Origin of the sequence: Pedobacter boryungensis (assembly GCF_013204825.1) — a bacterium.
Classification (GTDB): domain Bacteria; phylum Bacteroidota; class Bacteroidia; order Sphingobacteriales; family Sphingobacteriaceae; genus Pedobacter; species Pedobacter boryungensis.
On sequence record NZ_JABMKV010000001.1, the window covers coordinates 785768 to 801060 of the forward strand.

Consider the following 15293-nt stretch of genomic DNA (forward strand, 5'->3'; position numbering starts at 1 on the left):
ACAGTATTCAAATCGCTTTTAACTATTTTTTCAAAAAATCAATTTATTTACGCTATTATTATTTTATCAATCCAATTTCTAACTATCTTCGTTAGTATATTCTAAAAATTAACATTATGATCAACACCTTATTAATACTACTAAGTTTATGGACTGCACCTACGCCTCCAAAAACTGTTTATGATTTTTCTTTTAAAAGCATTGATGGCAAAACTGTAAAGCTTTCTAAATTTAAAGGAAAGAAGATTTTAATTGTAAATACTGCTTCGAAATGCGGGTATACTCCACAATATGAAGATTTAGAAAAGCTACATAAAAAATATGGTAAAGATGTAGTTTTGATTGGCTTTCCTGAAGGCAATTTTGGCGGTCAAGAATTAGGCACAAATGCTGAAATTAAAGAGTTTTGTACTGGTAAATACAACGTTAGTTTTCTGTTAGCCGAAAAAAGTAGCGTTAAAGGAGATGATATCACACCACTATTTAAATTTTTAACCACACAGGATAATCCAGATTTTAAAGGTGATATAAAATGGAATTTTGAAAAGTTCTTAATTAACGAAAAAGGAGAGTTGGTACATCGTTATCGCTCTGCTGTAAAACCACTAGATCCCACTATTATTAATAACCTGTAGTTTTTATAGGTTTAAATAAATCCCAAAGCATAATCGTTTTGGGATTTTTTGTTTAGTATTGAAAATGAACTATTCTCCATATTTAATCCTTGCTTTCGTTTTAATTATTTCATTGTACTTCATCTTTCGAAAAAAGAAGGTTACCATACATCCATTAAGCAAAGCTGATAAATTACTACTAAATAATAATGTAGATTTCTACATCAACCTTGATGACGCTAAAAAAATCGAATTTGAACAAAAAATAGTTCAGTTTTTAGCAGTAATTAAAATAGAAGGGGTGGGTTTAGAAATAACTCAATTAGATAGATTGCTAGTTGCCGCAAGCGCTATAATTCCAATTTTTGGTTTTGCTGATTGGGAATATAAAAATCTTACCAATGTTGTTTTATATCCTGATACTTTTAATAAAGATTTTCAATTTGAAGGTGGTGAGCGCAATATAATGGGGATGGTTGGGAGTGGTTTTATGAATGGACAAATGGTTTTATCTCAATCTGCATTAAGACATGGTTTTTCAAAAAGTGCTGGCAAAGAGAATACAGGAATTCATGAATTTGTGCATTTATTAGATAAATCAGACGGCGCAACAGATGGAGTGCCAGAAAATTTGATGACACATGAATATACCTTGCCTTGGATAAAAATGATGCACGAAGAAATGGAAAGGATAGAAGATGATAAATCTGATATTAATCCTTATGCAATTACAAATCAAGCTGAATTTTTTGCGGTAGTTTCAGAATATTTTTTCGAACAACCAGAAATTTTAAAGGATAAACACCCAGATTTATACCACATCCTAAGTAGAATTTTTGGACAAAAACTTGCGCAATAATATTACAATATAGCTTTGAAATCATTACAAAAGCAAGTTATCTTAGCGTAGTCAAAATAAGCTATATGGTTACAAAAAACAAGATCTACTTTCTTGCTGCTTCTTTATTATTTCTAGGCTCTTGTACAGCTAAATATGCAGTTGTAAAATCTAATAGAGAAGAATATAAAATTAGCAATGATGTTCAGGTAGATAGTACAATCATTAAAACATATATGCCTTATAAAGTTAAGGTAGATGCAGAAATGAATACTGTAATTGGATATTCTGATGTTGTTTTAACAAAGAGTTCTACGGTTCCAGAATCCGTATTAGGTAACTTCTTTGCAGATGCTGTTTTCCATCAAGCTAAGAAGATGGAGCCAGCAATCGATTTCGTTTTTCCAACTACAAAAGGAGGTTTACGTAATGATATTGCAAAAGGACCAATAAACGTTTCCAATATATTTGAATTAATGCCCTTTGAAAACCAATTGGTATTATTCAATCTAAAGGGAGAAGATGTATTGAAAGTGGTCAATTATATAGCAATTTCTAATGGGCAACCAGTAAGTGGATTAAAATTTAATATCAAAGAAAAATCACCTGAACAAATTATAATTAATGGAAAACCATTTGATGTAACTAAGAATTATTGGGTGTTAACATCAGATTATATTGCTAGTGGTGGTGATGACGCAGTAGGTTTTGCAACACCAATTTCTAGAAAAAATATAGGGCTTTTAGTTCGTGATGCACTATTGAGAGAAGTTAAACAAGTTCAAGCTGAGGGAAAGAGCATAAACGCAAAATTAGATGGAAGAATTACTAAAAATTAATCGCCGCAATTTTATAAAAGCGGGTGGTATAGCAAGTGCTAGCTTTGCATTGAGCTTAAATTCTCTAGATGCTTTTGCTAATGGTCGATTGCAAAAATTAACTATTTTGCATACTAATGATGTTCATAGTAGGATAGAACCATTTCCAATGGATGGTTCTAGAAATGAAGGTTTAGGTGGTACTGCAAGAAGATCAGCATTAATTAAAAGGATTAGAGCTGAGCAAGAAAATGTATTATTATTAGATGCTGGGGATATTTTTCAAGGAACACCTTATTTCAATAAATTTGGTGGCGAGCTAGAAATAAAGCTGATGAGTCAGATGCAATATGATGCCACAACTTTAGGGAATCATGATTTTGACAATGGTGTTGAAGGATTCTACAAACAATTACCATATGCTAATTTCCCAGTATTAATTGCTAATTACGATTTATCCAATACTGCACTTTCAAAGTCTACACAGCCATTTAAAATTTTTAAAAAAGCAGGACTAAAGATTGGGGTTTTCGGTTTAGGGATTCAATTAAAAGGATTAGTAGATCCTAAAAACTACGGAGAAACTCAGTATTTAGATCCAATTACGAAGGCAAATGAGACCGCAGCAATCTTAAAAAACGATTATAAATGCGATTTAGTGATTTGTTTATCACACTTAGGATATAAATACCGTAGCGATGCAGTTTCTGATCAGGTATTAGCAAAAAGCACAAGAAATATCGATTTAATTATTGGCGGTCATACGCATACATTTATGGATGTACCAGAAGATGTAAAAAACTTAGATGGACAAATTACGACTATAAACCAAGTAGGTTTCGCTGGAATTAATTTAGGTAGAATAGATTATTACTTTGAAGCTTACAAAGACAAAAAAATGAATATTGGTACTCCTTATTTGATTAATAATAAGTTGGATGGATAATTAAGTTCGTAATTGAGGAGCTTAAAATTAAATTAAAAATCCACCACCTAACAAATCATTACCTTCGTAAAAAACAGCAGACTGACCAGGTGCTATTGCAGAAACATTGTGATCAAAAACTACACGCATTTGGTCTTTTTCTTGAACAATGGTACTTAACATTCCAGCATCTTTATAACGAATTTTAGTAATCACGTTATCCATTGGTTCGTTAATGTTTTCGTATTTAATTAAGTTGATATTTCTAACCATTGCTTCTTTACGCTCCAATTCATCAGCTCTACCCAATACAACCGTATTACTTTCCGGTAAAATTTGGGTAACAAACATCGGTTCGCCGAAAGCAACACCTAGGCCTTTACGTTGACCAATAGTATAAAAAGGATAGCCTTTATGTTGGCCAATAATCATTCCGTTACTGTTTACGAAATTTCCTCCGGCAACCCTATCTTCTAAATCCTCTACTTTATGTTTTAAGAAAGCTCTATAATCATTGTCTGGAACAAAGCAAATTTCGTAACTCTCAGATTTTTTTGCCAATTCTTCTTGTCCCATATCCATTGCCATCTGGCGGATTTCTGCTTTTGCAAAACTGCCTAACGGGAATTTAGTACGTGATAAATTCTCTTGCGAAACACCCCATAATACATAAGATTGATCTTTATTTTCGTCTTTTCCTTTAGAAATTACATAACGACCGTTATCTTGTTGACGGATATTTGCATAATGACCTGTTGCAATAAATTCACAATCTAGTTTGTTAGCACGTTTTAATAAAGCTTCCCATTTGATATGGGTATTACATAAAACACAAGGATTTGGCGTGCGACCAGCTAAATATTCATCTACAAAATTGTCAATTACAAAATCGCCAAATTCATCACGGATATCTAAAATATAATGTGGGAAACCGTAGTTTACAGCCAAGGTACGAGCATCATTAATGCTGTCTAAACTACAACAACCGGTTTCTTTACTGCTTCCACCAGATGTAGCATAATCCCAGGTCTTCATTGTAAGGCCAATTACTTCATAACCCTGCTCATGCAACATTACAGCAGCAACCGAACTATCAACTCCGCCACTCATGGCCACTAAAATTCTACCGTGTTTACTCATTATTAAAAATCTGGATGCAAAAATACAGGTTTTTGATGAAATAAATAGTTAAGGTAGTCTTAGCAATGTAAAAAGGCTATTAGTTTTTTTGACTGGATACCCTAGCTTGAATGGTTGTGTCAAGAAGCACAGTGTCGTATTTTTCACTTTCTTTATTAGCTATTAATGCTAGTAATTGCTTTGTAGCCAAATTACCTATTTCAAATGCTGGCTGATGAATTGTACTTAAAGAAGGGTGTAGTGCATCCGCCAAATCTGTATTACTAAAACCAATTAACGCAACATCAGTTGGAATTTGATAGCCTAATTGATTAATTAGCGATAAACATTTTGTAGTTAATTGATCAGTAGCAGTAAAAATACCAGTTGGTTTATTCTTTAATGCCATTAATTCCTGTATCGCTTTTTCTAAGTTTTGATGTAAAGAAGTTGCATTAGAGGTATCACAAAATTTAACGAGTTCTTCTCGATAAGTCAAACCCGAATCTTTCAATGCTTTCTTGTATCCTTCAAAACGATCAGTAGCCATACTCAATTTGGTGTTGCTGCTAATATGTGCAATACTCTTATAACCATTGTTAATTAAATGCATTGTAGCATCATAAGCGCCTTTAAAATTATCAGACGCCACTTTATGTGTATTTATATGATCACTCAATCTATCAAACAATACAATTGGTAAACCAGATTTTTGTAAATCGATTAAGTAATCGAAATCTGTAGTTTGATAAGCAGGAGAGATGAGCAATCCATCAATTCCTCCAGCATATAATAAATTTACGCAAGCCTTTTCTTGTTCAAAAGATTCTTTGCTTTGCATAATGATTAGCTGGTAATTATGATCAGTGCAATACTGATCGATACCATCTAGCATTTGTGCCACAAAATTGTTGTCAATAGAACAAACCACCACTCCAATAGATCTACTTTTACCTTCTTTTAAACTTTTGGCCATTCGATTAGGAATATAATGATGCTCCTTAGCATAGGCTACAACCTTTTGCTTAGTTTCATCACCAATTTGATAGCTATCTGTTAATGCCCTAGAAACGGTAGAAATAGATAAGTTTAACGCTTTGGCAATATCTCGTAAAGTGATATTAGTGTTCATCAATTATTTATAATATTAAATGCTAAGGTACAATTTTTTGATATTTTAAGAGAACCTGATTATCCCTATTGTATGGTTATACTAAAACCTTTTAGTAATAGTTTTTTAATGGTATAATAGTTTTCAGCTAAAATTAATACCTTAGATTTTCTATTTATTATTCTGCTATAAAAAATTATGAAACAAATTTTATTCTACGGCTTATTTTTCATTTCAATCGTTGCTAATGCACAGCAAAATCTTGTTAAGTATGTAAAACCATTAATTGGTACCGAAAAAATGGGACACACTTACCCAGGTGCCACAGTTCCATTTGGGGCGGTACAATTAAGTCCAGAAACAGATACTATTTCTTATGAAGTTAATGGTAAGTATAATGGTGATGTATATAAATATTGCGCAGGATATAAATATGAAGATAAAACCATAGTTGGATTTAGTCATACCCATTTTAGCGGAACGGGTCACTCTGATTTGGGTGATTTTCTAATCATGCCTACGCAAGGTAAGTTGCAGTTAAACCCAGGTGTTGCAAGTGATACCAAGACTGGTTATCGTTCGGCATTCTCTCATGCTAATGAAGTTGCAGAAGCGAGTTATTACAAAGTAAAATTAGATGATGATAACATTACCGCAGAAATGACGGCTACCACACGTGTAGGTATGCATCAATATACGTTTCCAAAATCTAATCAAAGTCATATCATATTAGATTTGATGGCAGGAATTTATAACTACGATGAAAAAACAGTTTGGACCTACGTTCGTGTAGTAAACGATACTTTAATTACAGGTTACCGTCAAACATACGGATGGGCTCGTACTCGTACTGTTTATTTTTCAATGAGTTTCTCTAAACCATTTAAAAGCTATGGTCAAAAGAATTACGATGCTAAACAAGCATATCGTGGTTTCTGGGGTAAATTTGATCAAACCAAAAACTTCCCGGAAATAGCAGGTAGAAAAGTTAGAATGTACTTTGATTTTGATACGAATGAAGGTGAGAAAATTAAAATCAAATTTGCTTTATCGCCAGTAAGCCAAGAAAATGCATTGCAAAATATGCGTTCTGAAATTACAGGTTGGGATTTTGAAAAAGTTAAAGCACAAGCGCAAGCTACTTGGAATAAAGAATTGAATAAAATTAATATCTCTGCATCTGATGATGATAAAACCAATTTCTATACGGCGATGTATCATGCGTTTATTAATCCAACAACTTATACAGATGTAAATGGTCAATATAAAGGATTAGATCAGGATGTACACACGGCAAATGGTTTTACAAACTACACTACATTTTCTCTATGGGATACTTATAGAGCTTTACATCCATTTTTTAACATTATCCAACCAGCTCGAAACAATGATATGGTTAAATCTATGTTAGCGCATTACGATCAAAGTAGTTTGCAAATGTTGCCAATATGGTCGCATTATGCGAATGACAATTGGTGCATGAGTGGTTATCACAGTGTTTCTGTAATTGCTGATGCAGTTATAAAAGGAGTTTACAATGGCGATGCAAATAAAGCTTTAGATGCTTGTGTAATGACTGCAAAACATCGCAACTACGAAGGAATAGGTTATTACATGGATTTGGGCTATATCCCAGCAGAACGAAGTGGCGTTTCTGTTTCTAATACATTAGAATATGCATACGATGATTGGGCAATCGCTCAGATGGCTAAGAAGCTAAACCGAATGGATATTTACAATGAATTTATTAAACGCTCTGGCAATTGGAAAAATAATTACGATGCGTCAATTGGTTTTATGCGTCCTAAAATGGCAGATGGAACATTTAAGCAAAAGTTTGATAGTAAAGATACAGAGGGCCAAGGTTTTATTGAAGGTAATAGTTGGAATTATAGCTTTTTCGTACCACAAGATCCTGCAGGATTAATTGAAGTAATGGGTGGTAAAAAGAAGTTCGCTATGCGTTTGGATACCTTATTTACCATGCATTTACCTGATGAATTTTTTGCGCATACTGAAGATATTACTCGTGAAGGAATTATTGGAGGTTATGTACATGGAAATGAACCAGCACATCATATTGCTTATTTATACAATTGGGCAGATCAGGCCTATAAAACCCAAGCTCAAGTGCGTCATATCTTAAAAATGCAATATAAACCTACACCAGATGGGTTGGGGGGTAACGATGATTGTGGCCAGATGAGTGCCTGGTATATGTTTTCATCTTTAGGTTTTTATCCTGTTTCGCCAGGTGGCGATGAATATGCATTAGGTTCTCCAGCAGTAAATAATGCAAGTTTAAGCTTAGAAAACGGAAAAACATTTGCTGTTGAAGCCATTAATCAGAGCGATAAAAATGTATATGTGCAGAAGGTTTTATTAAATGGAAAGGAATTAACTAAACCATTTATTAAGCATAGCGATATTACATCTGGTGGTAAACTAACTTTTTACATGGGAGCAAAGCCGAAGAAATCTTAAGATTTATCGTTTTTATTTTTTTAAAAATCGCTTCATTCTTCCCAATGACTTCTATTTGTCGTCTTTGCGAAGGAGGCTTTTCGCCTCGTGTGGCAATCTCATTGCTGCTAAAATACAACAGTTCAAACGAATGTCCGAAGATGTCCGAAAATGTCTCGATTTATCAGTGAAAAAGTAGTTTTCTCCTAGACTTCTCCTAGGTTTGTTCTGGTATTGTTCTGCTAAAACGCGGTTTTCTAGGAGGAGTGTAGGAGCAAACTAGGAGAAAACTATATTAAATTAACCCAAGTTCGAGATTACAATCCACTTAACAGTTCCAAAATATTAATTGTTCAACAGCTTTAAGATTGCTTCATTCTTCCCAATGACATGTATTCTGATTTTTGTGAACAGGAACGATGAAGCATTCTCATTATTAACTTAAGTTTAAAATTAAGACTTCAATAACAACTAGATAGCTATTTCTTGATAACTAATTCATTTTTGCTCCAATAATTTTTTACATATTTAGGGTTCTAAAAAGAATGCTAAGAATGAAAGTTGTTATTGCTGAAAAGCCATCTGTAGGTCGTGAGTTAGCTAAAGTGTTTGGGGCTATAACCAGAAAAGATGGATATATTGAAGGTAAAGGCTATTCATTTACTTGGGCTTTTGGGCACTTATTACAATTGGCGCCGCCACAAGATTATGGTTTTATAGGTTGGCGAAAACAACACTTGCCAATGCTTCCAGCTAAGTTTAAACTGGCTATACGTAAAATTAAAACGAAAGATGGTTTTGTAGAAGATCCAGGGGTTCGAAAGCAATTAGATATTATCCAAAAATTGTTCGATGAAGCTACAGAAATCATTGTAGCAACAGATGCTGGTCGGGAAGGCGAATTGATTTTTAGGTATATTTATTATTTCTTAAAATGTAAAAAACCATTTAAACGTCTGTGGATTTCCTCACAAACTGACGAAGCGATTAAAGATGGTTTTAGGAATCTTAAACCTGGCTCAGATTACGATACTTTGTTTAATTCGGCACACGCTCGTTCGCAAAGCGATTGGTTAGTGGGCATGAATGCGACACAAGCATTAAGTTTATCTGCTGGTAATAAAACTGTTCTATCATTAGGTAGGGTACAAACACCAACACTAGCAATGATTTGTGCTAGATTTTTAGAGAACAAAAACTTTGTGCCCCAAACTTTTTATCAAATCGCTATTCAATTAGATAAAGATGGTCAGTTATTCAAGGCAATTTCTGCAGCTAATTTTAAAACCCAGCCTGAGGCGCAAGCAATTTTTGATAAAGTAGAAGATGTAGCATCTGGCTTTGCGACTGGTGGAAACATAACAGCTGTTGAAGCAAAGCCCAGAAAGGAACCGCCACCACTATTGCACGATTTAAGTAGTTTGCAACAAGAAGCCAATAAGAAAAATGGCTTTACAGCAGATCAAACCTTAAATTTATTGCAGAATTTATATGAGAGCAAATTGGTTTCCTACCCACGTACAGGTAGTCGCTATATTGGTGATGATGTTTTTGCAAATGTACCTAAACTGATTTCAACCTTAACTGATCATCCAATTTTTGCAAACCAAGCTAGTTTTTTACAAACAGCAACACTCAACAAAAGAAGTGTAAATGCTAAAAAAGTAACAGATCACCATGCTATTTTGCCTACAGGCGAAAAACCTTACAATTTAAGTAAGGATCATCAGGCTGTATATGATATGGTTGCAGGAAGAATGTTAGAAGCATTTCATCAAGAATGTATAAAAGAAATCACTAAAATCACTGTAGAATCGGGTTCTGTATTTATAGCGAATGGTACTGTTATCCGTTCTACTGGATGGCGTTCGGTATTTAATGAAACTGAAGAAGATAAAAAAGATGAAGAAAATCCGGCTTTGCCAAAAGTTAAAGTTGGAGAATTATTACCAATCGTAAATAAAGCTTTATTAGAAAAACAAACCAAGCCAAAATCTTTGTATAACGAAGCATCTTTGTTAAAAGCGCTAGAAACTTCGGGTAAAGAAATTGAAGATGAAGAATTGCGCTATGCAATGAAAGACAGTGGTTTAGGTACACCGGCAACTCGTGCAGCAATTATAGAAACCTTATTAACTAGAGAATATATTGTTCGTGAAAAACGCAACTTAATTCCAACCACCAAAGGGTTGGCAGTTTATGAAGTTGTAAAGGATAAGAAAATCGCACAGGCAGAGTTAACTGGCCAATGGGAGAAACGACTAGAAGAAATTCGTTCTGGTGCATCGGTAACTGATTTTAAAACAGAAATTGAAGAATATACTAAAACGATTACACAAGAGCTTTTATTAGCAGGAGTGGGACTTTCGGCTCAATTATCACAAGTTCCAGCAGCTAGCTAACTTAACTGTCATTTCGGCAAAATGAAGAAACCCTTTTAAATCCCGTCATTTCGACCGGAGTGGAGAAATCTTTTTAAACTTCGTCATTTCGAGCGTAGCCGAGAAATCTTTAGGCAAAGTATTTTGAAGAATATATCTCCCTTACTGCATTAAGTTTAACATGACATAAAATTTAAAGTATTTTTTTATATTGCTTCATCATGAATCGTAAATATTTTCTATCCTCAATTATTACTGCTCCACTTCTTTTAAGTTCACTCTCTAGCAAAGCTGATGTAATTTCTTCTTTCACAAACGAATCTAAGCGCATAAAAATACCACCTTATCTTTTACCTGGAGATACCATTGGCATAACTTGTCCAGCAGGTTATATTACTCAAGCTGAGATTGATCCGTCGATTATTCAAATGAAAAGTTGGGGGTTTAATGTTGTAATTGGCAAAACGGTTGGTGCCAAAGATTTTACTTTCGGTGGTACAGATCAAGAGCGCTTAACAGACTTGCAACAAATGTTAGATGATCCAACTATAAAAGCAATTATGTGTGCAAGGGGAGGATACGGGGCAATCAGAATTGTAGATCAATTGGATTTTAGTAGTTATAAATCATCACCCAAATGGTTAATTGGATTTAGTGATATCACCATTTTGCATAGCCATATCAATACCAATTATCACGTGGCAACTATTCATTCTAAAATGTGTAATAGTTTTCCATCCGATTGGGCCTTGGCAGAACCAATTCAAGTAGAAACAATAAACTCTATCCAGCAGGCGCTGAAAGGAGAGAAAATGAAATACGTTGCACCATATAATGCTAGTAATAGAATGGGAGAGGCAAAAGGTGAATTGATTGGAGGGAATTTACGTTGCATTGAGAATCTATCAGGAAGTAAATCGGAAATTGAAACAGATGGTAAAATTCTTTTTGTAGAAGACACTGGAGAATATTTATACAGTATTGATAGAATGTTTTATAATCTCAAACGCAGTGGGAAATTAGAAAAATTAAAAGGACTGATTATTGGTGGCTTTAAAGTAAAACCTGATGATTCTGGTGATGAGTTTGGCAAAAGCTTAGTGGAAATTGTATTAGATAAAGTAAAAGAATATGATTATCCAGTTTGCTTTGATTTTCCAGTGGGGCACCAAAGAGCTAATTTCGCTTTAAAATGTGGAGTTAAGCATGTGATTGACGTGAGAGCTGAAGGAAGTAAACTTGAGGAGGTTTAAATTATAACCACATAGAAACATAGAAAACATAGTATGGCTTATTGTGAAAGATTATTTATTCAGGTAATAAGCTGAATAAGTCATTTACATAAGTTTGTTGACCATCTTTAAACAGATTAAGGCAATTGAAATTAATTAATATTCCTTTGGGTGCTTCTAATAGTTTCATATAGGTAAATAATTGAGCTTTAAAAATCGGGCTTATAGAATCTACAGCTTTCAATTCAATCACAATACAATTCTCTACAAATAAATCACAGCGTAAAGTGGTTTCTATTTGAATTTCTTTATAATAGACTGGCACATTAGGTTGTGCAAGAAAATATACTCCTCGTAAAGATAATTCATGTTCAAGACATTTTTGATAAGCGCTTTCCAACAATCCGGGGCCTAAATATTTATGAACTTCTATAGCCGCACCTATGATAGTATAGGTCAAATCATTTAAATTCTTTTTTGTCATCTCTTATTTTTTAAAAAAGGGGATGACTTTTATTAAAAATAAGTAAATATCCTGAATGGTAAAAACTTAACCTATGTTTTCTATGTTTCTTTGTGGTAATTTATTAAGCACTAATATAATAAACCGCTGTTTCTTGCAATCGGGAAGCTACAATAATCTCCGTGCCATTAGCATGTTGCTGAAATAAATCATGAACTAGGTTCGGGCAATTATTATCCTTACTTAAATGGGATAGAAATAGATGGCTCATGTACGACGGTTTGTGCTCTACAAATAAAGCCAAAGCCTGTTTGTTAGATAAATGTCCACGTCCACCACGTATTCTGTTTTTTAAAAAATAAGGATATCTACCTTTATCTAGCATTTCATCATCATAATTGGCTTCTAAAAAAGCAGCATGACATTCCTTAAAGTTAAGCACTACATTTTCACAATTACCACCAATATCTGTAAAAACCCCAACCTTAACACCTGCATAGCTAATGGTAAAACTATGAGGTTCTGCGGCATCATGTAGCTTAGGAAATGCAGTAATCTGTAATTTACCTACATAGATGGGCGAGTAGGCCACAAATGAGTTTAATAAATGATGTTGAATTTGTTGTTTCCCACCTAATAAAGTATGGTGCGTAATGTAAACTGGCAACTGATATTTTTTTGCAAGTACTGGTAAACCACGAATATGATCGCTATGCTCGTGGGAAATGAAAATCGCTTTTACCTTGCTCATGCTCAAAGCTAATCGCTGCATACGAATCTCTGTTTCCTTACAACTCAGTCCAGCATCAACTAAAATTGCCTCTTCGTCATTTCCGATATAGAAACAATTTCCGTTGCTGCCTGTATTAAGTGAACTGATAAATAAAGCCATATGAAATACAAAGAAAGTGAATTTATTAATTTTTAATTCGCATTTTTATAAACATTTACAAATGCACAAACAACTTTAGTTTATAGCTGTTTTTTATCTAAACTGAAATAAAATGGAAGAGAAACACAACAACGCCACGCCACAAAGACCAGAAGGTGCTAGGCCTTTAGATGCAGGTATTATTCCGATAAATATTCCAAAATATATTGAGCAAATTAAACAGGAAGAAGCCTATGGGAAGAATGGGAAAAATGCGATCACTGTATTTAAATCTGAGCAAGTAACTATTACCATAATTGCTTTAAAAGAAGGAGAAACTGTAAGGCCAGGAAGCGAAGAAGGCGAAGCTATTATGAGTTTGCAGTTAATTGATGGAAATTTATTGTTTGAAAGTATGGGAAATGTTGTCGAATTAAAAACAGGTGAATTACTTACTTTACATCAGTTATTATCGTTTAAAGCAAAAGCAAATAGTGATTGTATTTGCCTTTTAACTATGGTTAAATAGCTATTAAGCAGTCTTTTGCAGAGTACTTATTAATTTAAACGATAAAGTGAATGGATTTCGTTTCGATAATTTTTAACTAAAAAGTGGCTTAATGAGCTCATAAACGAATAAAAAAATATTAAATACCACTTGTTTTTTGTGTTTAAATGATATATTTGAAATCAAATTAAAACTTAAAAAATGGAAAAATTCTCAAAAGTAAAAGAAGTAATCGCTGCGATTGAAGCAGATGCAGAAAAATTTTATAATGGTGGTAACGCAGCAGCGGGAACTAGAGTGCGTAAAGCAATGCAAGATCTTAAAGGTTTAGCACAAGAAATTCGTACTGAAGTGACTGAGAAAAAAAACAGCGCTAAATAAGCTTTTGAGCTTAATCATTACAAAGGAAAGACCTTGCTATGGCAAGGTCTTTTTGTTTATATAAATCTATAGATTAGTACTCGCTAATTTTGTACATTTATCACACTCATTCATACAAAAATAATCCTCTCAAAAATGGTTTCAGTAAAAGTAAGCTATACAGTAAAACAAGAATTCCTAGCTCAAAACAAGCAAAATATCAATGTATTTCTTGCGGATTTTAAAAAGCTAGTAGACAAAAATTTCTTGTACAATGTTTATCTTGAAGAAGATGGCTTAACTTTTTTACATATTTCTATGTATGAAAACGAAGAGGTACAGCATCAAATTCTAAATGTGCCCTCATTTCTTCAGTTTCAAAAGGAGAGAGATGATAGCGGTTTGGAGAATACGCCAAAAGTTGAAATTCTGACTTCAATAGGTTCGTCACTTCGTATACTGTAATCAATTTAACTAATTTAAAAACAAATAGCCCTACATCTTTGCAAGGCTATTTTATAACTGATCAAATTAAATTTATTCAGCACCAACGTTACCCGTTTTAACTTCTCCAGCACGTTTGTAGTTAGCCATAATTACACCCTTTGTGGTCGCATAACTATCTATTAATGTAAATGCTGCCGGAATAGGACCATTGCTAAATAAGTTTTTCCCTTTACCAAGTGTCAGTGGGTGAATTTTTAATCGTAGCTCATCTACTAAATCATGTTCAAGCAATAGCTGGATCAGCTCACTACTTCCCCAAACTTGAATATCAGATCCTGCTGATTTTTTAAGTTTTTTAATATCAGCTACGCCCTTAAGAAAAGTTGAATTTTTCCAATCTGATTGATCTCTGGTTGTAGATAAAACATATTTATTCCCTTCGTTGATGCTTGGCCAAAAATCTCCATGCGTTGGCCAATAGTTTTCCCAAATTTCAAATGTTTTTCTACCTAATAAATAATCTGCAGGTTGTAGTTCCTTGCGTATGGCTTCATTGTAAGCTTCATCACCGTATGGTGCAGTCCAACCACCATATTTAAAACCCCCAGATGTATCTTCTTCCGGACCTCCAGGCCCTTGCAGGACACCATCCAGTGAAATCATCGATAAAACAATTATTTTCCTCATGTCTTTTATCTCCTATACTAACTTATGTTTAAAAATAACACAATGTGCTTTGTATGAAACAAATATCGATAACAAAGACTGGTCTTTGAAGTATGAATGCGACAATTCTAATGGCTAATTACGGTAAGATCAATAGTTATTCCCTAGACACATTGGTTTAAACAATAATGCCTAACATTCTGTTAACTTTCATGGTTGAGGAAAGCACCTGATTAGGATACGTTCCAATATTCCTATGACGAATAAAGAATAATCATGTATTGCCAGTCCAAGAAACACTATACAATAATACAACAGGGAGAGGATGCTATTAAGAATGAAGTTGCTATTCCCATATACGGGAGGATAATTATAAAGTAGCATAGGCTCATAAAAATACGTGATAACTAGTTATATCTAGTAGTTCACAATTTGGTCTGCAAACTTCGGTTAGTGGATTTAATGTCTACCTTATCA

General features: G+C 33.7%; 15 protein-coding genes. 10 read left to right on the forward strand and 5 right to left on the reverse strand.

The genetic code is table 11. From position 1 onward, the window contains the following. Positions 1-116 precede the first annotated feature (116 nt). The 4 genes from HQN85_RS03415 (at position 117) to HQN85_RS03430 (ending at position 3216) form a co-directional block, all read left to right on the forward strand. On the forward strand, positions 117-635 hold the full coding sequence (locus HQN85_RS03415; protein ID WP_173268940.1) for a glutathione peroxidase: 519 nt from the start codon (positions 117-119) through the stop codon (positions 633-635). Between the two features lie 64 nt (positions 636-699). Further along, complete coding sequence (locus HQN85_RS03420; protein WP_173268941.1) at positions 700-1473, forward strand: M90 family metallopeptidase; 774 nt, start codon at positions 700-702, stop codon at positions 1471-1473. A 65-nt stretch (positions 1474-1538) separates the two neighbouring features. After that, on the forward strand, positions 1539-2291 hold the full coding sequence (locus HQN85_RS03425) for a 5'-nucleotidase C-terminal domain-containing protein (protein WP_173268942.1): 753 nt from the start codon (positions 1539-1541) through the stop codon (positions 2289-2291). After that, positions 2269-3216, forward strand: a complete 948-nt coding sequence (locus HQN85_RS03430; RefSeq protein WP_173268943.1) for a bifunctional metallophosphatase/5'-nucleotidase — start codon at positions 2269-2271, stop codon at positions 3214-3216. Before HQN85_RS03425 ends, HQN85_RS03430 begins: the two co-directional genes overlap by 23 nt. Positions 3217-3243: 27 nt before the next feature. On the opposite strand, the gene mnmA is transcribed toward HQN85_RS03430, so the two are convergent. Together mnmA and HQN85_RS03440 are read right to left on the reverse strand one after the other, a co-directional pair. Beyond that, positions 3244-4335, reverse strand: coding sequence for a tRNA 2-thiouridine(34) synthase MnmA (mnmA, locus tag HQN85_RS03435; protein WP_173268944.1), 1092 nt, complete (start codon positions 4333-4335; stop codon positions 3244-3246). Between the two features lie 79 nt (positions 4336-4414). Next, positions 4415-5446 (reverse strand): LacI family DNA-binding transcriptional regulator, encoded by a 1032-nt coding sequence (locus tag HQN85_RS03440; RefSeq protein ID WP_173268945.1) that lies wholly within the window; start codon positions 5444-5446, stop codon positions 4415-4417. A 177-nt stretch (positions 5447-5623) separates the two neighbouring features. On the opposite strand from HQN85_RS03440, the gene HQN85_RS03445 reads away from it, so the two are divergent. The 3 genes from HQN85_RS03445 (at position 5624) to HQN85_RS03455 (ending at position 11522) form a co-directional block, all read left to right on the forward strand. Further along, positions 5624-7909 (forward strand): GH92 family glycosyl hydrolase, encoded by a 2286-nt coding sequence (locus HQN85_RS03445; RefSeq protein WP_173268946.1) that lies wholly within the window; start codon positions 5624-5626, stop codon positions 7907-7909. Positions 7910-8442: 533 nt separating this feature from the next. Next, a complete protein-coding gene (gene topB, locus HQN85_RS03450; RefSeq protein WP_173268947.1) occupies positions 8443-10290 on the forward strand; it encodes a DNA topoisomerase III in 1848 nt (615 codons plus the stop codon). A 200-nt stretch (positions 10291-10490) separates the two neighbouring features. After that, positions 10491-11522, forward strand: coding sequence for a S66 peptidase family protein (locus tag HQN85_RS03455; protein WP_173268948.1), 1032 nt, complete (start codon positions 10491-10493; stop codon positions 11520-11522). A gap of 55 nt (positions 11523-11577) precedes the next feature. On the opposite strand, the gene HQN85_RS03460 is transcribed toward HQN85_RS03455, so the two are convergent. Continuing rightward, positions 11578-11985 (reverse strand): GxxExxY protein, encoded by a 408-nt coding sequence (locus tag HQN85_RS03460; protein ID WP_173268949.1) that lies wholly within the window; start codon positions 11983-11985, stop codon positions 11578-11580. 103 nt (positions 11986-12088) lie between these two features. Continuing rightward, entirely contained in the window at positions 12089-12856 is a 768-nt protein-coding gene (locus tag HQN85_RS03465) for an MBL fold metallo-hydrolase (protein ID WP_173268950.1), read from the reverse strand. A gap of 112 nt (positions 12857-12968) precedes the next feature. On the opposite strand from HQN85_RS03465, the gene HQN85_RS03470 reads away from it, so the two are divergent. The 3 genes from HQN85_RS03470 to HQN85_RS03480 all read left to right on the forward strand — a co-directional run bounded on the left by HQN85_RS03470 (position 12969) and on the right by HQN85_RS03480 (position 14168). Further along, on the forward strand, positions 12969-13364 hold the full coding sequence (locus HQN85_RS03470; RefSeq protein WP_173268951.1) for a cupin domain-containing protein: 396 nt from the start codon (positions 12969-12971) through the stop codon (positions 13362-13364). Between the two features lie 180 nt (positions 13365-13544). Then, positions 13545-13724: a histone H1 gene (locus HQN85_RS03475; RefSeq protein ID WP_090993090.1), complete on the forward strand. Its 180-nt coding sequence runs from the start codon at positions 13545-13547 to the stop codon at positions 13722-13724. 135 nt (positions 13725-13859) lie between these two features. Then, positions 13860-14168 carry a hypothetical protein gene (locus tag HQN85_RS03480; RefSeq protein WP_173268952.1) on the forward strand — a complete coding sequence of 103 codons (309 nt, stop codon included), beginning with the start codon at positions 13860-13862 and terminating at the stop codon, positions 14166-14168. Positions 14169-14240: 72 nt separating this feature from the next. Here HQN85_RS03480 and HQN85_RS03485 read toward each other — a convergent pair whose 3' ends face one another. Then, on the reverse strand, positions 14241-14837 hold the full coding sequence (locus tag HQN85_RS03485) for a dihydrofolate reductase family protein (RefSeq protein ID WP_173268953.1): 597 nt from the start codon (positions 14835-14837) through the stop codon (positions 14241-14243). Between the last annotated feature and the right edge of the window lie 456 nt (positions 14838-15293).